We start from the raw sequence: 18,331 nt of genomic DNA on the forward strand, positions 1-18,331 counted from the left end.
GTGCGGGCGCCGGCCCTCGCCGTACGCCACGCGCCGGCTCCCCCCACGGGAGCCGGCGCGGTACGTACGTGCGGCGGGTCGGTCAGTCGGCGGCCGGCAGCCCGGCAGCGGTCAGCGAGCGGCGCACCGCCGGCTGCACCCGGGTCAGCCGCAGCGGCACCCCGGTACGCGCGGCGGCGTCCCGGCCGGCCATCAGCGCGGCGATCCCGCCCGCGTCGAAGCCGCCCGCCCCCACCAGGTCCACCACCACCTCGCGGGGCTGCCCGGTGACCGCCTTGAGCACGGCCCGGCGCAGCTGGTCCGCGCCGGCGCGGTCGACCTCGCCGCCGACCTCGACGACCACCCGGTCGCCGTTCTGCTTCACCGAGATGCGGGCCTTCGCCGGCTCGGCCTCGGCGGCGCCGTTCTGCCAGGGCGGCGGCGCCTCGGCCAGCATCGCCTGGCGCAGCCAGGTCAGCGCCCGCGACAGCAGCCGGGACACGTGCATCTGCGAGATGCCGAACCGGGCGGCGATCTCCGCCTGGGTCTGGTTGCCGTAGAAGCGCATCGCCAGGATGCGGCGCTCGCGCCAGGGCAGCCGGTGCAGCAGGCCGCTCACCGTCACCCGGTCGTCCACCGACTCCAGCGCGTGGTCGGACTCGCCGACCAGGTCACCGAACTCGGCCGAGCTCTCCCCGCCGACCGGCGCGTTGAGCGACGCCGGGCTGTAGCCGGCGGCCGACTCCAGCGCGGCCAGGATCTCCTCCTCCGGCGTCTCCAGCCGGGCGGACAGCTCCGCCACCGTGGGGGCGCGGGACAGCTCACTGGTGAGCGTCGCCGTGGCCTGCCCGACCTCCAGGATCAGGTCCCGCAGCCGGCGCGGCACGTGCACGCCCCAGGTGCGGTCGCGGAAGTGCCGTTTGATCTCGCCGACGATGGTGATCGCCGCGTACGCGGTGAACGAGCCCCGTTCCGGGTCGTACCTGTCGACGGCGTTGACCAGCCCGAGACGGGCCACCTGCTCCAGGTCCTCCAGCGGTTCGCCGCGTCCCCGGTAGCGCCGGGCCAGCCGGCCGGCGAACGGCAACGCGAACCGGACCAGGTCGTCCCGCGCCTCCTGACGCCGTTCCGGTGGCAGTCCCTCGATCCGGGCCGCGTACGCGAGCGCCGCGGCGTCCAGGTCCTCCAGGCCCCGGTCGATGGTCGGTGGTGTGGGTGTGGTGGTCTGTCCGAACATCCGCGCCCCCCTCGCCGAAGGTCCCCGCCCGGTCGTAACCGGTCGTGCGCGTGGTCGGACCACGCACCGGGTGAGGAAGTTGGGTTACGTGACGGAGTACGTCGAAAGCGGTGGCCGTTCGCCGCACGGCGTCGTGGGCCGTTCCGCGGCGAGCGTTCTTCCCGCTCCGTAGGTACTCAATCACGGTCCGCAGGATCGCGAGGATGTTTCGCCAGGATGCCCGGCGCGCCGTCACCGGCGGGCGCGTCAGCAGACCAGCAGGCCCTGGTGGGCGCCGGCGTCGCGGAGCGCGGCGAGGGCGTCGGCCATCCGCAACGGCGGCGGCGCGGGCAGGTCGCAGGGCTGGTTGCGCAACACCTCCGTGGCACGTCGGGTCGGTACCGAGGCGACCGGATACCCGCGCGCGGCGCCCCGGTCCAGCGCCCGCCGACGGCGCCCGAAACCGGCCACGGCGAGCCACTGCGGCAGCCCCGCGTGCGCGGGCGAGCGCAGGCCGGGCGGCTCGGCCAGCACGTCCACCGAGCTGAACGGCTCGCTGCCGGCCAGCCACAACTCGACGCCCGCCACCCGGCGCGCGGTGGCGTTCTCGCACCAGTAGGGCACCAGACCGGCCCGCAGCACCTGTCCCGGATCGAGCAGCCGCCCGCACTCCACCACCAGCCGGTCCCCGGTCTTGCCGGCCCGCCGCAGCCAGCGCCGGTACAGGTCGGCGGTCACCGCGCTCAGCGCGTCCGGCTGCGGCACGACCACCCGGTGCAGCGGATGCCCCTGCCGATCGCCCCAGGAGCGGGCGTCGTGCTCGAAACCGGACTCCACGCCGTGTTCGGCGAACGCGCCCGCCACCGTCACCTCCGGCGCCGCCCAGCGCGTCTCGTCCCCGCCGGCCGCGCGCAGCACCTGGCCCAGCGCGCGGGCGTCGGGGTGGAAGTCGACCGGGTCCAGCCCGCCGGCCGGGCAGCCGGTCTGGAAGCTGTGCCCGTCGCCGCCGTCGCGCACTGGCCAGGTGCGGGCGTCGTGCAGCAGCAGCACCGGCGCCGCCGGTTCCAGCCGGTCGGCCAGGAAACGCGCGTACGCCCGGGGTAGCGTGCGCCAACGGACCGCGAACGTCACCACCGCCCCGGCCGCCGCGCCCCGGCTGGCCGGGCAGTGCACCTGCCGTACGTGCACCCTCGGGTTGCCGGCGAGCAGCCGCTCGGCCAGCGGCACGCCGTGCTCGAACGCCGCGTCCGGGCGGTCCACCGCGCCCCGGCTCCACTGGGCGGCGACCTCGAAGCCGGCCGGCAGCCACGGCACGCCGAGCGCCACCGCGAGGTGGGCGGCGGCACCGTGCGGCGAGCCGAGCACCACCCCGGGCCAGCGCCGGTCCGGGTACTGCCCGGCGAACCAGCCGGCCACCCGCTCGGCGTCCACGGCGGCGATCTGGGCGTCGTTGAGCGCGGCACGTCCGGCGGCCCGGAGTGCGGCGGCGCGGCGTACCGGCTCGGGCGCTCCGGTGAGGCGGGACAGCGCACGCGGGTGGCCGAGGTCGCCGCAGTCGTCGCCGCGCAGCGCCCGGGCGGTCGCGGCGACCAGGACCCGGGCGGCGCTGCCGGCCGCCACCGCCCGCTCCGGGGGCAGCCCAGCGCCGCTGACCGGCGTCCGTTCGACTCGTTCGCTCACCACGCGGCCCGGCTTCCCGTCCCTCTGGGGTCTAAACGGGGCATCTCCCCACTGGTGAGGACCAAGGCCCGCCCCATGGCCGCACCGCCCGCGGCACCCAGGTACGCCGTCGCGCCGCGCGCCCGCCGTCGTGGGCGCAACGGCGCTCGGATGCGGGTTTGGGCCGGACCGGGACGGGCACTGCACGGCGCATGCCTGACGACGAGAGCACCCCGGCGGCGACCATCACCCCGTACCGGGACGGACCACTGCTGGTACGCGGCGACTTCGCGCTGGTCACGCCCGAGGGCACGCCGATCGAGACGCGCCAGGGCACTGTGGCGTTGTGCCGGTGCGGCAAGAGCGCCATCAAGCCGTTCTGCGACGGCACCCACAAGGTCGCGGGTTTCCGAGCCGGCACCGACCGCGACCGCTGACCCCGCCCCGCACCACCCCCGCCTCGTCGATCTTGCACTTCGGTACCCGGAAAACCCACCCGAACCGGGCACTCCGGGGGCCCGAAGTGCAAGATCCCGGGGGACGGGGTGGGGTCAGGCTGCGGCGAGGGCGTGGTGCGGCGGGCGCAGTGACGATCTCCCGGCTGACCAGGCGGTGAGCAGGTGCTCGGCGAACCGGGCGTCCAGCGCCAGCGCGGCGGCGGCGCCGAACAGCACGTCGGAGGCGAGCGCCGGCTCTTCGCGGACCAGCCCGCCGCACATGTCGTGCGCGGCGATCTGCTCGTGCACGGCGTCGGCCTCGACGTGTTCGTCGTAGAAGCGCGTGGCGACCGCGTCGAAGCCGAGCCGCCGCAGTCCGTTGCCGTAGCGGCGGTTCGGCAGCGAGGAGGTCATCTCGTACGCGGCCAGGTGCCCGAGCAGCGCCCCGCGCAGCCGCCGGTGCAGGCCGAACAGCGACATCAGGTTGTTCGTCGCCAGCGTCACCGCCGGCACCCGGTCCAGGTGGGCGGCGTAGCCGGTGTCCAGGCCGAGCCGGTCCATCGTGACGCGGAACAGCTCGGCGTGCATCCGGTCCAGCCGGCCGTTGCCGTACTCGTCGGTCTGGATCTCCACGAGCGCCGCCTTCGCCGGACCGCCGAGGCGGGGCAGCGCCCAGCTGTGCGGGTCGGCCTCACGCAGGTGGTAGATCGAGCGGTGCATCACGAACTCGCGGAACTGCTCCAGGTCGGCCCGGCGTTGCAGCGTGGCCGCCAGCGGCGGGCCGTCGTCGGCGGTCACCACGTCGGCGAGCGCCGCCGGCAGCGCGGCCGGCAGGACCGCCGGCAGCGGGCCGGCCAATTGCCTCAGCGCGGCCTCGAACGGCCGCTCGGCGCGGGCGCGCAGCGCCAGCAGCGACGGCTCCCACTCCCACCCCTCGTCGACGCCCGACCAGCCCCGGTAGTGCAGCTCGTAGCAGAGGAACAGGGTGAGCTGGAGGTCCTCGTCGGTCAGCGGCGCGGCCACCGCGCCGAACTCGGCGCCCAGGCCGGCGGGCAGCTCGCCGGGCGTTCCGCTGAGCGCGGCGAGCAACGCGGCGGAGACCGGGCCGCGGGCGGCCGGCAGCGGGGCGGGGCCGTAGCGACGGCCGGCGGCGACGGACATGGGACCTCCCGGGACTGTTGTGCCCGGTCGCAGTGCCCCGGCGTGATCCGGCTAAACGATTTCGTCGGCCGCGATGGCCTCGGTCTGGATCACCCGCTCCCGCACCCGGCGGGCGGCGTCCCCGTCGGCGACCAGGCCGCGCAGGTCGGCCAGCGCCGGCTCGGGCACGTCGAGCGGCGTGGACGGGTCCACCACCGCCTCCAGGACTGCGGGCCGGTCGGCCGCGAGCACCTCGTCCCAGGCGGCGCCGACCAGGTCCGGCCGGTCCACCCGTACGCCGTGCAGCCCGAGCAGGCGCGCCCACCCGGCGTACGGGACGTCGGGCCGCCGGGCCCCGTCCGGTCCGGGCGGCCGCCCGCCACCCACGCCGGACCGGTCGCGGTTGTTCAGCACCAGCACGATCAGCCGGGGATCGCGCCACCGGGTCCAGTGGTGGGCCACAGTGATCAGCTCGGCCAGGCCGTTGAGCTGCATCGCGCCGTCGCCGAGCAGCGCGAGCACCGGCTCGTCCGGGCGGGCCAGCTTGGCCGCGACCGCGTACGGCAGCGCGCAGCCCATCGAGCCGAGCGTGCCGCACAGCCGCGCCTGCACCCCCGGCGGCAGCTCCAGGTGCCGGGCGTACCAGTAGACGACCGAGCCGACGTCGACGGCGACACCGGCGTGCCGGGGCAGCCGGGCGGACAGCTCGTGGAGCACCAGCCGCGGGTCGATCGGGTCGGCGGGCGTGGCGGCGCGCTCGGCGGCGGCCGTGTGCCACCGGTCCACCATCTTCTCCACCATGGCGCGCCACTCGCGGTGCGGATTCTCCGGCACCCGGGTCAGCAGCGCCCGCAGCGTCTCGGCGGCGTCGCCGACCAGCGGCACGTCCACCGGGTAGCGGGTGCCGATGCGCCGGCCGTCGATGTCGATCTGGATGGTGCGCACCTGTCCCGGCAGCGGGAACCAGTCGGTCCACGGGTCGTTGGTGCCGATCATCAGCAGCGTGTCGCAGGAACCCATGAGCTGGGCGGCGGCCGTGGTGCCGACCTCGCCGAGCACGCCGGTGTGGAACGGCAGCCGCTCGTCCAGCACCGGCTTGCCGAGCAGCGACGTGGCCACGCCCGCGCCGAGCCGGTCGGCGAGCGCGACGATCTCGTCGGCCGCGCCGTGCGCGCCCTGGCCGACCAGCATCGCCACCCGCTGCCCGTTGCTCAGCAGCGAGGCGGCGGCGTCCAGGTCGGCGTCGTGCGGCAGCACCCGGGCCAGCGGCTCACCGGGCGTCGCGGTGACCACGCCGGCGGTCTGCGGCAGCAGGTCCGGCACGGCGGTGACCTGCAACGCCCGGGGCAGCACCACACAGGTCGGGCTGCGGGTCGCCGCGGCGGTGCGGAACGCCTGGTCCAGCAGCGCCGGCACCTGCTCCGGCCGGCGGCCGTAGCGGACGAACTGGTTGCACACGTCACCGAAGAGCCGGCTCAGCCCGATCTCCTCGTACGCGCCGCCGAGCGGGCCGCTGACGTCCTCGCCGACGATCGCGACCACCGGCTTGCTGTCCAGCTTGGCGTCGTAGAGCCCGTTGAGCAGGTGCACCGCGCTGGGCCCCTGGGTGGCCAGGCACACCCCGACGCCGCCGGTGAACTTGGCGTGCCCGGTGGCCATGTACGAGGCGGTCTCCTCGTGCCGGGCGGGGACGAACGCCGGGTCCCCGCCCGCGTCGTCGAGCGCGCCCACCAGCGGGGCGATCGCCGCGCCCGGACAGCCGAACACCCGCGGCACCCGCCAGGCCCGCAGGCGTTCGACCACCAGGTCGGCGACGATGCGCTCAGCCATTACCCCGCCCCGGCGTGCTCGCGTCGACGTAGCGCAGCACCGCGCCGACCCCGTCGGTCAGCTCCGGCGCCTCCTCCGGCGCGAGCACGGTCAGGTCCGCGTCGGTGCCGATCAGCGCACGCAGCAGCGCGGCGTCGGCGCGTACCCGCTGCGGGTCCGCGACGGACATGTCCGCCAGCTGGCCCGGGTCGGTGGCGATCTCGGTCGGCTCGGGGCCCACCCACAGCTCGCCGTCGGCGGACGGGTCGTCCACGATGAGCATGGTGTCGACCTGGTTGCGTTGCAGCGCGGAGACCACGGCGTCGAGGCCGGCGCCGACGTCCTCCTGCACGCCTAACCGGTCCAGGGCGGCGGTGACGCGCCGGTCGGCGACCTCGGCGACGGTCTGCGCCGTGATGTCGTCCATCAGCGTGTCGTCCGCGCCGGCGTCGCGGGCGCCGGCGTCCGTGCGGACCAGCACGTCCTGCCACCGTTCCGGCAGCTGGGCGGCGATCATGCCGGTGGCCCGGATGTCCCCGGCCACCACCACCACGTCCGCGCCGACCCGCTCGGCGAGGTCGGCGGTGGCCGCGGCGGCGTCACCGGCGTTCTGGTGCCACGCCTCCATGGCGGCGCGCTGGTAGCGCGACTGGGACCAGCCGCCGGGCTGCACGCGCCGCAGCTGGCGGCTCTGCGCGCCCGTGACGTGGGCGCGGCGGGGCACGCCGCCGGCGCTCACCGCCATCGCGTCCGCGCCGGTGCGGTCGGCCAGCACGCGCACCCAGGCCACCTGCTCGCCGCGCTGGGCGACGAGCGGCATGGTGTGCGGCAGCGCCGACCAGCTCGCCAGGTCACGCAGCGGTGGCGCGGACAGGTACTCGGTGAGCACCACGCGGCCCCGGGTGGCGAAGACGGCGATGCCGTAGTCACCGGGCATCGGCTGGTGCCGGCGGACGACCTCCTCCACCGCCTCGACGGTGACCGGGTCGGCCCCCTGGCTCAGCAGGTCGCCCTTGAGGGCCCGCCAGCGCAGGTCGACCTGCGCTCGCGCGTCCTGGGTGTCACGGGAGGCGTCCATGTACACCGAGCACCACGGCCCGGGACGGTTGTAGAGCGGGCGCAGGAAGGACAGCTGCATGCTCGACCCCTTTCCGGCTCGGCCGCACGCATACCCGCACCCCGGCGGAGTTCACCTGCCGGCTTCCCGGGCGTGACCAGTGTTCATTCACGTCGTTCAACTCCACGGGTCGATACCATCTGTGCACGGATCGGAACTCTCGGTGGTGAACATGGACACGGAGCTGCACACCCGACGCGTCGTCCACCCGGCCGAACGCGTCGTCACCGGCCGTCTGGTCCGGTTGATGGAGGGCTACGCACGGGAGGTACGGGTCGGGCAGCCGGTACTCGTCGCGGTGCTGACCGCCGCGGGGGTGGTGGGGCTGCTGCTCAAGGTGGTGCGCGCGTTGCTCAGCAGCGGTGGCGGCGGGGCCCGGCGCAGCTTCAAGGAGCTGAAGAAGGGCCCGGAGTTCCTGGTCACCCCGGTCCGGGTACGCGACACGACCGGCCGGCTGGTCGAGGTCGAGCTGCACGGCCACCTGCCGCAGAGCGCGCTGCACCCCGGCGACCACGTCCAGCTCACGCTGCGCGCCCAGCGCGACGCCGACCTGGCGCCCCGCATCGAGCGGATCGTCAACCTGACCACCGGTCAGCTGCTGCGCCCGCGTACCGCCACGCTCTGGTCGCACCTGGGGCCGGCGCTGCTGCTGCAGGCGGCGTTCGGCGCGGTGCTGCTGTTCGGCGTGGCCGCCTGCTCGGCGCTGACCTAGGTTTCCGCCCGGCCCGGGGCGGGCACCGCTGCGGCCATGTTCCCCGGATTCACGCTCACCGAGATCGACGTGGGGCCGGTACGCCTGCGCGTACGCCACGGCGGCTCCGGGCCACCGGTGGTGCTGCTGCACGGGCACCCGCGTACCCATGCGACCTGGCACCGGGTGGCGCCGCGGCTGGCCGCGCGGCACACGGTGATCTGCCCGGACCTGCGCGGCTACGGCGGCTCGTCGAAGCCGCCGAGCGACCCGGAGCACACTGTCTACTCCAAGCGGGCGATGGCCGCCGACGTGGTGGCGCTGCTCGACGCGCTCGGCCACCGCCGGGCCGCCGTCATCGGTCACGACCGCGGGGCGTACGTGGCCATGCGGACCGCCCTGGACCACCCGGACCGGGTGAGCCGCCTCGGCGTGCTGGACGGGGTGCCGATCGGCGAGGCGCTGGCCCGCTGCGACGCCCGGTTCGCGGCCCGCTGGTGGCACTGGTTCTTCCTCGGTCAGCTCACCAAGCCGGCCGAGCGGGTCATAAACGCCGACCCGGACGCCTGGTACGGCGGATCACCGGAGGAGATGGGCGAGCAGGCGTACGCCGACTACCGGCGCGCCATCGGTGACCCGGCGACCGTGCACGCCATGTGCGAGGACTACCGGGCCGGGCTCGGGCCGGACCGGGCGGCGGACGACGCGGACCGGGCCGCCGGGCGCCGGATCGCCTGCCCGGTGCTGTTCGCCTGGTCCGAGCGCGACGACATGGTCGACCTGTACGGCGACCCGGCCGCCGTCTGGCGCGACTGGGCCGACGACGTACGGACCGCCTCGATCCCGTCCGGGCACCACATGGCCGAGGAGGCGCCGCGTGAGCTGACCGACGTGCTGGCCGGGTTCCTCGCGGACGACCTCGCCGCGGTCAGCGACCGGCCGGGGTGAGCGGCTTCTCCACCGGAGCGGGCGCGTCGAGCAGGCCCCGGCGGCTCGCCCAGCGCTCGAACAGCACCGTGGCGAACGGCGGCACCGCGCTGACCAGGGCCAGCCCGGTCTGCACGAGCGTCCAGCGACGCCGCAGGGCGACGACGAGCGTGAGCAGGCCGTAGACCACGAACAACGCGCCGTGGATCGGGCCGAAGATCTTCACGCCGATCTCGTTTCCGGGCGGGCCGTACTTGACCGCCATGCCGGCCAGCAGCGCCGCCCACGAGCAGGCCTCGGCGAACGCCGCCACCACGAACGCCCGGATCCACCCGTCGCGCATCAGCCACTCCCCTTCGCCGTCGGCGGCCATGCTAGCCGCCGCGTCCGGGCCGCCCCGACGGAACCCGCGGGGCCGCGACGGGGATCACCGGGGCCGCCACGGGGTACAGAAAAGGGCCTCCGGGCCTTTCCTGACCCGCCGCTCCGTGCGAGGTTGGGAAGAACCAACGGTGACAGGGTGGTGACCATGGGCGAGGACGTCGGCGTGCGTACCTTCAGCCGGGAGGACCGGGCCCGCTATCGCGAGAAGGTCCGGCGGTGCCTGGACGTCTTCGCCGAGATGCTGCGCGAGTCCCGGTTCGACGTGGAGCGGCCGATGACCGGCCTGGAGATCGAGCTGAACCTGGTCGACGACGGCTTCGACCCGGCCATGCGCAACGCCGACGTGCTGAAGGCGATCGCCGACCCGGCGTTCCAGACCGAGCTGGGCCAGTTCAACGTCGAGATCAACGTCGAGCCGCGCCGGCTGGCCGGCACCGGCACGGCCGCGTTCGAGGAGCACGTGCGGGCCAGTCTGAACGCCGCCGAGGAGAAGGCCCGCGCGGTGGGCGCGCACATGGTGATGGTCGGCATCCTGCCGACGCTGCGCCCGGAGCACCTGACCGCCGAGACGCTGTCGGCCAATCCCCGGTACGCGCTGCTGAACGAGCAGATCTTCGCCGCCCGGGGCGAGGACCTGCCGATCGCGATCAGCGGGGTGGAGCGGCTGGCCACCACCGCCGACACCATCACGCCGGAGGCGGCCTGCACCAGCACCCAGTTCCACCTCCAGGTCAGCCCGGCGCAGTTCGCCGACTACTGGAACGCGGCCCAGGCGATCGCCGGCATCCAGGTGGCGCTCGGCGCGAACTCGCCGCTGTTCTTCGGCCGGGAACTGTGGCGCGAGACCCGGGTGCCGCTGTTCCAGCAGGCCACCGACACCCGGGCGGAGGAGATCAAGGCCCAGGGGGTACGCCCGCGGGTGTGGTTCGGGGAGCGCTGGATCACCTCGGTGTTCGACCTGTTCGAGGAGAACGTGCGCTACTTCCCGGCGCTGCTGCCGGTCTGCGACGCGGAGGACCCGGCGACCACGCTGCACAGCGGCGGGGTGCCGAAGCTCGCCGAGCTGCGGCTGCACAACGGCACCATCTACCGGTGGAACCGGCCGGTCTACGACGTGCTGAAGGGCCGCCCGCACCTGCGGGTGGAGAACCGGGTGCTGCCGGCCGGGCCGACGGTGCTGGACACGGTCGCCAACGGCGCGTTCTACTTCGGCCTGGTCCGGGCACTCGCCGAGTCCGACCGTCCGCTGTGGTCGCAGATGTCGTTCAGCGCGGCCGAGGAGAACTTCAACGCCTGCGCCCGGCACGGCATCGACGCCCAGGTGTACTGGCCCGGGCTGGGCTACCTGCCGGTGACCGAGCTGGTGCTGCGCCGGCTGCTGCCGCTGGCCCACCACGGGCTGGACCGGTGGGGCCTGGACCCGGCCGAGCGGGACCGGCTGCTCGGCATCATCGAGCAGCGGTGCCTGACCAGCCGTAACGGCGCGACCTGGCAGGTGGAGACGCTGCACCGGCTGGAGTCGGCCGACCACCTGGACCGGCCGGCGGCGCTGCGCGAGGTGGTCCGCCACTACGTCGACCTGATGCACAGCAACCGGCCCGTGCACGAGTGGCCCATCCCCTGACCGGGCGGAACGTCAGCCCAACGCCGTCACCGCCGCCTTCGCGGCCTGGGCGACCAGGGCGTCGTCGGGCTTCGCGTCGCGGCTGTCCCGGCTGGACATGACGGCCAGCACGATCGGCGCCCGGTCCGGCGGCCACACCACGGCGATGTCGTTGCGGGTGCCGTACCCACCGGTGCCGGACTTGTCCGCCACCTGCCAGCCGGCCGGCACGCCGGCCCGGACCAGGGCGCTGCCGGTGGTGCTCGCGCGCATCCAGCCCAGCAGCAGGTCGCGGTCCGCGGCCGGCAGGCCCTCACCCATCGTGTACGCGCGCAGCGAGCCGACGAGCGCGCGGGGCGTGCTGGTGTCACGCGTGTCCCCGGGCGTGGCCGCGTTGAGTTCCGGCTCGGTGCGGACCGGCCGGGTGACCCGGTCACCGACGTCCCGCAGCGCCCGCTCGAAGCCGGCCGGGCCACCGAGCGCGTCGAACAGCAGGTTGCCGGCCGTGTTGTCGCTGTACCGCACCGCAGCCTCGGCGGCGTCCCGCAGCGTGATCCCGGTGCCCACGTGCCGCTCCGTCACCGGCGAGTGCGCCACCAGGTCGGCGCGGCGGTAGCGGAGCACGCGGTCCCGGTCGACGTCCGACGTGGCGGCCAGCACCGCGCCGGCGGCGAGCGCCTTGCACGTCGAGGCGTACGCGAACCGCTCGTCGGCCCGGTGCGCGAGGGTGCGGCCGGTGCCGGTGTCGACGGCGTAGACGCCGATGCGGGCGTCGAAGCGCCGTTCCAGGGCTGCCAGTTCCGGCGGCGCGGGCACCGGCTCGGCGCTCGGTGTGGCGCTCGGTGTGGCGCTCGGCGTGGCCGTGGCCGGGGCGCTGGTGGGCGGCGCGGCTTCGGGCTGGTCCTTCGTGCAGCCGGCCGCGAGTGTCGTGGTGAGCACCGCTGCCACCGCGAGCACCTGCCGTCGGATCATCCCTTTCCTCCCCCGTCGTCCGGACCACCGCCGATCTCGCGCCATTGTCGCCGATCCCGGTCGGGGTCGGAGGTCCGCCCGCTCTCGGCCGGTGCGGTGGCCTGCCAGCCGGTGCGGCGGCCCGCCAGCCGGTGTGGTGGGTCAGCCCGCGACGGCGGCGAACGTCAGCGCGCCGAGCGCGGCTACCGGCAGCGCCACCGCGGCGGCCAGCAGCCGCACCCGGGCGGAGCGGCCGATCAGCACCACGAGCAGCGCGGCGAGCGCGAGGTCGATCGCCACGTTCCACCACGCTCCGGGGTAGGACCCGGACTTCAGCGCGAACCGCAGCGCCTCCTCGACGAACACGGCCACCGGCAGCGCGGTCCCCACGACGCGCCGCCATCCGTCGGTGCGCGCCCAGATTCCGGCGACGCCGAACACCACGCCCGCCACCACGCCGAACGCCATCCAGATGAAGGAGGTGACCGCCCAGATCACGGCGAGGTCGTCGCCCTGGAGCAGGGTCGCCGCCAGGTAGTAGCTGGGCACCGCGACGATCAGCAACACGCTGGCGGCCACGGCGGCGCGCACCGCGCCCGACCGGATCCACCAGCCCATCGCGAACGCGGCCACGGCCCAGGTGGCTGTGGAGTTGCCCAGTTCGGCGAACGGGTACGGCACCCACTTGATCCAGACGAAGTCCAGGAAGCCGAGCAGGAATCCGGCGACGGGGACGACGAGGGCGACGGCGCGGCGTGAGGGCGGCATGCGACGGAGCATACATACTCGGTATGCTCATCTCGTGCACAGGGCGTTGCTACGAGGCGAGGCGCCGCTCGGACGGCGCGAGACCCACCGCGTCGTCGCAATGGTTGATCTCCGACCACACCGCGTCGAGGGAGAGGCCGAGGACGTCGGCGATCGCGGCGATGGTGGGGAACGCCGGGGTGGCGACCCGGCCGGACTCGATCTTCCGGAGCGTTTCCGGGGAGACGCCCGCGTCCAGCGCGGTGAGCAGCATGGATCGCTCGCCCCGGGCGCGGCGCAGGAGCGCGCCGAGGCGCTGCCCGCGTTCGACCTCGGCGGGGGTGAGGGGCAACCGGACCATGCCGAGATTCTAATACCGGGATAACATGACCGGGATACTTATTGGTCGCGCGAGGAAGGCGCCTGCATGATCGAGATCCTGAGCCCCAGCGACGTACGGCGGGCGCGGGACACCGGCGCCCTGGTCGCCCACATCCTTCAGACGCTTCGCAGCCGCACCACCGTCGGCACCAACCTGCTCGACATCGACAGGTGGGCCCAGCGGATGATCGTCGAGGCGGGGGCGCAGTCCTGCTACGTCGACTACGAGCCGTCCTTCGGGCGCGGGCCGTTCGGCCACTACATCTGCACCTCGGTCAACGACGCGGTGCTGCACGGGCTGCCGCACGACTACGCGCTCACCGACGGCGACCTGCTCAGCCTCGACCTGGCCGTCAGCCTCGGCGGAGTGGTGGCCGACTCCGCGATCAGCTTCCTCGTCGGCGACGCCCGGCCCGCGGAGAGCGTCGCGCTGATCGACGCGACGGAGCGCGCGTTGCAGGCCGGGATCGCCGCCGCCGGTCCCGGCGCCCGCGTCGGCGACCTCTCGCACGCCATCGGATCAGTCCTCACGGAGGCCGGATACTCGGTGAACACCGAGTTCGGCGGCCACGGCGTCGGGTCGACGATGCACCAGGACCCGCACGTGTCGAACACCGGCCGGCCCGGGCGCGGATACAAGCTGCGCCCCGGGCTGCTGCTGGCGCTGGAGCCGTGGGTGATGGCGGACACCGCCACGCTCGTCACCGACGCCGACGGGTGGACGCTGCGCAGCGCGACCGGCTGCCGTACCGCGCACAGCGAGCACACCATCGCCATCACCGACGACGGAGCGGAGATCCTGACGCTGCCGAGGTCGTGACCCGGGCCCGGCCCCCGGTCACCGGCCCTGGTCACGCGGGCGCGCACCGCCCCCGCAGCGTGGGGACGCCGGGCCCGGTGAGGTCGTCGCAGTACGCGGCCCGCCCGGCCATCGCCATCGTCAGCGCCACAGTGGTACCGCTGACCAGCGGACCCGCGCCGGCGGTGAACGGCCCGTCGGTCGCTTCCACCCGCAGGCCGTCGATGGCGCTGCGCCCGGCCACCGTGAAGTCCCGCCCGGCGTAGAACCGGGCGACCGGCGTGACCGCCTCGACCGGGGGCGTCCGTGTCAGGCCGAGCGGACGCCGGATGTCCTGGGCGTGTACGACCACCTCACCGAGCCACGCCTCGGTCGGGCCGAACGTCGACGTGGTGCTGCCGATGATCCGGCGGAACCGGTCGAGCGTCTCCCCCGGGTCGGCGCCCCGGTGCTCGGCCAGCCGGCGGTCGTTGTGCAGGTCGAAGTCGAACCGGGCGCCGAGCACGCTGGCGACCCAGCGGGCGCGGCCGACGCTCGCCGCCGCCGTGAGGTGGGCGACCACCTCCTGCACCGTCCACCGGCCGCACAGCGAGCGCCGCGCCCACTGCCCCGCGTCGAGTCCGGCGAGATCGTCGGCGAGGGCGGCGCGCTCGGCGTGCGCGAGCGCCCACAGCTCACGGCGGGTCAGCGTGTCGGACATGAAACCTCCAGGGTCGGTCGTCAGAGATAGGACCACGCCCCGTCCACGAACTCACCGCTCCGCCGATCTTGGAGTTGTGGTGGTTCGCAAACCCGGCGTGCGCGACCTTCGAGGAGCCACAACTCCAAGATCGGCGCTGAGGGCGGGGCGGGCGGGCAGGGCTGCACGTTTGCTGCACGTCGGCCGAACGCTCGCCGGTGACGCTTCTCGTACACATCAACCGCAAGGGAGAAGCGTCATGTCACACCATCACCTCTTCACACCGCGTGCCGTCGCTTCGGTGATCGGGGCGCTCGTCCTGGCCGCCGCGGGCCTGGCCGGCAGCGCCGCCCCGGCGTCGGCGGGCTACATCGTCCCCGCCGACTGCGGCCCCTACTCCGGGGCACCGGTGCCGTTCGGATACGACCCGCAGTACGTGCCCGTCGGCGGGCTCTACACCAGCACCAACAACAACGGCCCGGAGTTCATCATCGGCACAACCGGTTCCGACGTCATCGTCGGAAGCGTCTACGACGACGTCATCTGCGGGCTCGCCGGCAGCGACAACATCCAGGCCGACAGCGGCGACGACATCGTCTACGGCGGGTTTCACGGCGACGACATCTGGGGCGATCTCGGCAACGACAACCTCCACGGCGACGGTGGCGTCGACATCATCCACGGGGACCGCTTCATCGGGCCCAGCGCCCTGGACGGCAACGACCGCCTGGACGGCGGGAGCAACACCGACGAGCTGTACGGCGACGACGGCGACGACACCCTGGTCGGCGGTCCCGGCCCCGACGACTACGGGGAGGGCAACGCGGGCTCGGACATCTGCCGGGTCAGCACGGAGGACTGCACCGTCTGATTCGACCGTCGCGACGGCGCGGGGCCCGGAGAACGGGCCCCGCGCACCGTCGCGTCGCCGCCTGTCGGATCGTCGTCAAGCCGGGTCCGACCATGACCGCACGCGGCTACCGTGACAGTCCGTGGCGGTGGAGTTCCGGGTGCTCGGCGACCTGGACGTCCGGGTCGACGGCCGGACGGTCCGGATCGGTCACGCCCGTCAACAGTGCGTCCTCGCCGCTCTGCTGGTCGAGCCCAACCGTGTCGTCGCAACCGGACAGCTCATCAGCCGGGTCTGGGGCGACGAGGTGCCGGACGGGGCCGCCGCCACGCTGCGTGGCTACCTGTCCCGGCTCCGCCAGGCGCTGGCCGACACGGACGACGTACGCATCGTCCGGCGTCATCCCGGCTATCTGCTCGCCGTCGACCCGGACCGCGTCGACCTGCACCGCTTCCGCGCGCTGACCGAGCAGGCCCGGCGCACCGGGGACGACGCGACGGCGATCGGCTGCCTGGAGCGGGCGCTGGGGCTGTGGCGCGGCGCCGCGTTCGACGGGCTGACCACGCCCTGGCTGGCGGCCTACCGGCAGACCCTCGACCGGCAGCGGCTCGCGGCCGCGCTGGACCGCAACGACATCGCGCTGCGCCGGGGCGCGCACGCCCGCCTTCTCCCCGACCTGCTGGATCTGAGCGGCCGGCACCCGTGGGACGAGCGCCTGGCGGCGCAGGCGATGCTCGCGTTGTACCGGTGCGGGCGGCAGGCCGACGCCCTCGAACACTTCCACCGGCTGCGCCGAAGGCTGGCCGCCGAGATCGGCGCCGATCCCAGCCCGCCACTGGCACAGCTCTACCAGCAGATCCTCACCGCCGACGCGGCGATCGCGCCGCCGGACCCGGCGGGCGGCGAAGAACCGAGCGCGACGGCCACCCGCACGGCACGGGACGGGGACGCCGTGCCCCGGCAGCTACCCGCGTCACCAGGCGTCTTCGCCGGCCGGACCGCCCAGCTCGCGCGCCTCGACGAACAACTCGGCGACGCGGGACGCCCGGACGGCGCCGGGTCACCGGTGGTGATCTCGTCCATCGGTGGCGGCGGTGGCGTCGGCAAGACCTGGCTGGCTCTGCGGTGGGCGCACGCCAACGCCGATCGCTTCCCCGACGGGCAGCTCTACGTCAACCTGCGCGGCTTCGACCCGACCTCGGCCCCGGTGGGGTGGCCGGTCGCGGTGCGCGGCTTCCTGGAGGCGCTCGGCGTCGAACCGGCGCGTGTCCCGGCCGACCCGGAGGCCCAGGCGTCGCTGTACCGCACGCTCGTCGCCGGCCGCCGGCTGCTGGTGGTCCTCGACGACGCCCGCGACGCCGCCACGGTGATCCCGCTGCTGCCGGGCACCCCCACGAGCGCGGTCCTGGTGACCAGCCGACGGCAGCTGGCCGGTCTCGTCACCACCCACGGCGCGCGACCGCTGCCGCTGGACGTGCTGCCCGACGACGAGGCCCGCGAGCTGATCGCCCGGCAGGTGGGCGCCGCGCGGGTGGCGGAACAACCGGACGCCGTCGCGGCCATCCTGCGGTTCTGCGGGGGCCTGCCGCTGGCGCTCGGGATCGTGGCGGCCCGCGCCGCGCTCAACCCCGACCTGGCCCTGTCGTCCGTCGCGGCCGAGCTGACCACGGCAGTCAGCCCGCTGGACGCGCTGGCCGGCGACGAGATGACGACGAACCTGCGGGTGGTGCTGTCCCGCTCGCTGGCGGCGCTCACCCCGGCCGCGGCCGAGGTGTTCGCGCTGCTCGGCCTCGCCCCGGGCCCGGACATCGGCCGGGCCGCGGCGGCCAGCCTGACCGCCCGTACGCCGGAGCAGCTGCGCCCGCCGCTGCGCGAGCTGCTCGACGCGCACCTGGTGCAGGAACACGTCGCCGGCCGGTACCGCATGCACGACCTGGTCCGCAGCTTCGCGGTCGAGCGGGCGAGAGGCGACCCGGCCGGTTCCCGGTCCGCGTTGCGCCGGCTGGTCGACCACCACCTGCACACCGCGCACGCGGCCGCGCTGCTGCTGTCCCCGCAGCGCGACCCGCTGACCCTGGCGCCCGCCGCGCCGGGGGTGACAGCGCAGCGGCTCGACGACCTGGCGGCCGCGCTGGCCTGGTTCACCGGCGAACACCAGGTGCTGCTCGCGACCATCGAGTACGCCGCCGGCATCGGCCTCGACGCCGAAACCGGGCAGCTCTCGTGGACCCTGGCCACCTACTTCGACAGGCAGGGCCACTGGCACGACTGGGCCACAGTGGCCCGCCGGGCGGTCGAGTCGACCCGGCGGTCCGGCGACCGCCCGGCGCAGGCCCAGGCGCACCGGCTGCTGGCCGGTGCCTGCTCCAACCTCGGCCGGTACGACGAGGCGCAGCGCAACCTGCTCGCCGCGCTGGACCTGTTCGCCGCGCTGGGCGACGACGAGGGGCGGGCGCACACCCACTTCGACCTCAGCATGCTGCACGACCGGCGGCGGCAGCCCCGGGAGGCCCTGCCGCACGCACGGCGAAGCCTCGCCCTCTACGAACGGGTCGGCAGCCCGCTCAAGCAGGCGGTCGCGCTCAACGCGATCGGCTGGTACCACTCGCAGCTCGGCGAGCACCACGACGCGATCACGTTCTGCCGCCGCGCGCTCGCCCTGTCCGAGCAGGCCGGGAGCGCGTACGGGCAGGCGAACACGTGGGACAGCATCGGCTTCGCCCACCACCACCTCGGCGAGTACGAGCACGCAGTGGACTGCTACCGGCAGGCCCTCGCCCTGTTCGCCGAGATCGGTGACCGGCACGCCGAAGGCATCGTGCTGGACCACCTGGGCGACACGTGGGCCGCGGCCGGGCGGGCGGACGCGGCCCGGGACGCCTGGCGGCGGTCACTCGCGCTGTACGAGGAGCTCGGTCACGCCGACGCCGAGGCGGTACGGCGCAAACTTCACCGGTGAGCG

17 protein-coding genes are annotated in these 18,331 nt (G+C 74.7%); 7 read left to right on the forward strand and 10 right to left on the reverse strand.

Annotated elements, in window-relative coordinates; genetic code table 11:
* Nucleotides 1–82 precede the first annotated feature (82 nt).
* On the reverse strand, nt 83–1,216 hold the full coding sequence (locus tag ACSDG8_RS03010; RefSeq protein WP_210942640.1) for a SigB/SigF/SigG family RNA polymerase sigma factor: 1,134 nt from the start codon (nt 1,214–1,216) through the stop codon (nt 83–85).
* A gap of 246 nt (nt 1,217–1,462) precedes the next feature.
* Nucleotides 1,463–2,878 (reverse strand): hypothetical protein, encoded by a 1,416-nt coding sequence (locus tag ACSDG8_RS03015; protein WP_210942641.1) that lies wholly within the window; start codon nt 2,876–2,878, stop codon nt 1,463–1,465.
* 188 nt (nt 2,879–3,066) lie between these two features.
* On the opposite strand from ACSDG8_RS03015, the gene ACSDG8_RS03020 reads away from it, so the two are divergent.
* Nucleotides 3,067–3,291: a CDGSH iron-sulfur domain-containing protein gene (locus tag ACSDG8_RS03020; RefSeq protein WP_210891417.1), complete on the forward strand. Its 225-nt coding sequence runs from the start codon at nt 3,067–3,069 to the stop codon at nt 3,289–3,291.
* A gap of 114 nt (nt 3,292–3,405) precedes the next feature.
* On the opposite strand, the gene ACSDG8_RS03025 is transcribed toward ACSDG8_RS03020, so the two are convergent.
* From ACSDG8_RS03025 to ACSDG8_RS03035, 3 genes are read right to left on the reverse strand one after another with little or no spacing between them, the layout of a single operon-like run.
* Nucleotides 3,406–4,452, reverse strand: coding sequence for an iron-containing redox enzyme family protein (locus ACSDG8_RS03025; RefSeq protein WP_210891415.1), 1,047 nt, complete (start codon nt 4,450–4,452; stop codon nt 3,406–3,408).
* 51 nt (nt 4,453–4,503) lie between these two features.
* Nucleotides 4,504–6,261 (reverse strand): thiamine pyrophosphate-binding protein, encoded by a 1,758-nt coding sequence (locus ACSDG8_RS03030; RefSeq protein WP_210891412.1) that lies wholly within the window; start codon nt 6,259–6,261, stop codon nt 4,504–4,506.
* Nucleotides 6,254–7,378 (reverse strand): baeRF2 domain-containing protein, encoded by a 1,125-nt coding sequence (locus tag ACSDG8_RS03035; protein WP_210942642.1) that lies wholly within the window; start codon nt 7,376–7,378, stop codon nt 6,254–6,256. The genes ACSDG8_RS03030 and ACSDG8_RS03035 overlap by 8 nt, the downstream gene beginning before the upstream one ends.
* Before the next feature lie 142 nt (nt 7,379–7,520).
* Between ACSDG8_RS03035 and ACSDG8_RS03040 the strand changes: the two genes are divergently transcribed.
* Nucleotides 7,521–8,069 (forward strand): hypothetical protein, encoded by a 549-nt coding sequence (locus tag ACSDG8_RS03040; RefSeq protein WP_210891628.1) that lies wholly within the window; start codon nt 7,521–7,523, stop codon nt 8,067–8,069.
* 36 nt (nt 8,070–8,105) lie between these two features.
* Nucleotides 8,106–8,996 carry an alpha/beta fold hydrolase gene (locus tag ACSDG8_RS03045; RefSeq protein ID WP_210891409.1) on the forward strand — a complete coding sequence of 297 codons (891 nt, stop codon included), beginning with the start codon at nt 8,106–8,108 and terminating at the stop codon, nt 8,994–8,996.
* Here the strand turns inward: ACSDG8_RS03045 and ACSDG8_RS03050 are convergent.
* On the reverse strand, nt 8,977–9,348 hold the full coding sequence (locus tag ACSDG8_RS03050; protein ID WP_210891407.1) for a DUF3817 domain-containing protein: 372 nt from the start codon (nt 9,346–9,348) through the stop codon (nt 8,977–8,979). The genes ACSDG8_RS03045 and ACSDG8_RS03050 overlap by 20 nt on opposite strands.
* A 156-nt stretch (nt 9,349–9,504) precedes the next feature.
* On the opposite strand from ACSDG8_RS03050, the gene ACSDG8_RS03055 reads away from it, so the two are divergent.
* Entirely contained in the window at nt 9,505–10,983 is a 1,479-nt protein-coding gene (locus tag ACSDG8_RS03055) for a glutamate--cysteine ligase (RefSeq protein WP_210891405.1), read from the forward strand.
* A 12-nt stretch (nt 10,984–10,995) separates the two neighbouring features.
* Here ACSDG8_RS03055 and bla read toward each other — a convergent pair whose 3' ends face one another.
* The 3 genes from bla to ACSDG8_RS03070 form a co-directional block, all read right to left on the reverse strand.
* Nucleotides 10,996–11,934, reverse strand: coding sequence for a class A beta-lactamase (gene bla, locus ACSDG8_RS03060; RefSeq protein WP_439427627.1), 939 nt, complete (start codon nt 11,932–11,934; stop codon nt 10,996–10,998).
* Between the two features lie 141 nt (nt 11,935–12,075).
* Nucleotides 12,076–12,681: a DUF6518 family protein gene (locus tag ACSDG8_RS03065; RefSeq protein ID WP_247677914.1), complete on the reverse strand. Its 606-nt coding sequence runs from the start codon at nt 12,679–12,681 to the stop codon at nt 12,076–12,078.
* 49 nt (nt 12,682–12,730) lie between these two features.
* Nucleotides 12,731–13,021, reverse strand: coding sequence for a helix-turn-helix domain-containing protein (locus ACSDG8_RS03070; RefSeq protein ID WP_210891401.1), 291 nt, complete (start codon nt 13,019–13,021; stop codon nt 12,731–12,733).
* A 66-nt stretch (nt 13,022–13,087) separates the two neighbouring features.
* Between ACSDG8_RS03070 and map the strand changes: the two genes are divergently transcribed.
* Nucleotides 13,088–13,861, forward strand: coding sequence for a type I methionyl aminopeptidase (map, locus tag ACSDG8_RS03075; protein ID WP_210891399.1), 774 nt, complete (start codon nt 13,088–13,090; stop codon nt 13,859–13,861).
* A 31-nt stretch (nt 13,862–13,892) separates the two neighbouring features.
* On the opposite strand, the gene ACSDG8_RS03080 is transcribed toward map, so the two are convergent.
* The gene (locus ACSDG8_RS03080; protein WP_210891397.1) at nt 13,893–14,540 is read right to left on the reverse strand and encodes a maleylpyruvate isomerase family mycothiol-dependent enzyme; all 648 of its coding nucleotides are present in this window, start codon (nt 14,538–14,540) and stop codon (nt 13,893–13,895) included.
* A 238-nt stretch (nt 14,541–14,778) separates the two neighbouring features.
* Between ACSDG8_RS03080 and ACSDG8_RS03085 the strand changes: the two genes are divergently transcribed.
* Both ACSDG8_RS03085 and ACSDG8_RS03090 read left to right on the forward strand, forming a co-directional pair.
* Nucleotides 14,779–15,390 (forward strand): calcium-binding protein, encoded by a 612-nt coding sequence (locus ACSDG8_RS03085; protein ID WP_210891395.1) that lies wholly within the window; start codon nt 14,779–14,781, stop codon nt 15,388–15,390.
* A 121-nt stretch (nt 15,391–15,511) separates the two neighbouring features.
* Complete coding sequence (locus tag ACSDG8_RS03090) at nt 15,512–18,328, forward strand: AfsR/SARP family transcriptional regulator (RefSeq protein WP_210942643.1); 2,817 nt, start codon at nt 15,512–15,514, stop codon at nt 18,326–18,328.
* Nucleotides 18,329–18,331: the final 3 nt, after the last annotated feature.

This window comes from Micromonospora sp. LA-10 (assembly GCF_051853095.1).
GTDB classification, from domain to species: domain Bacteria; phylum Actinomycetota; class Actinomycetes; order Mycobacteriales; family Micromonosporaceae; genus Micromonospora; species Micromonospora echinospora_A.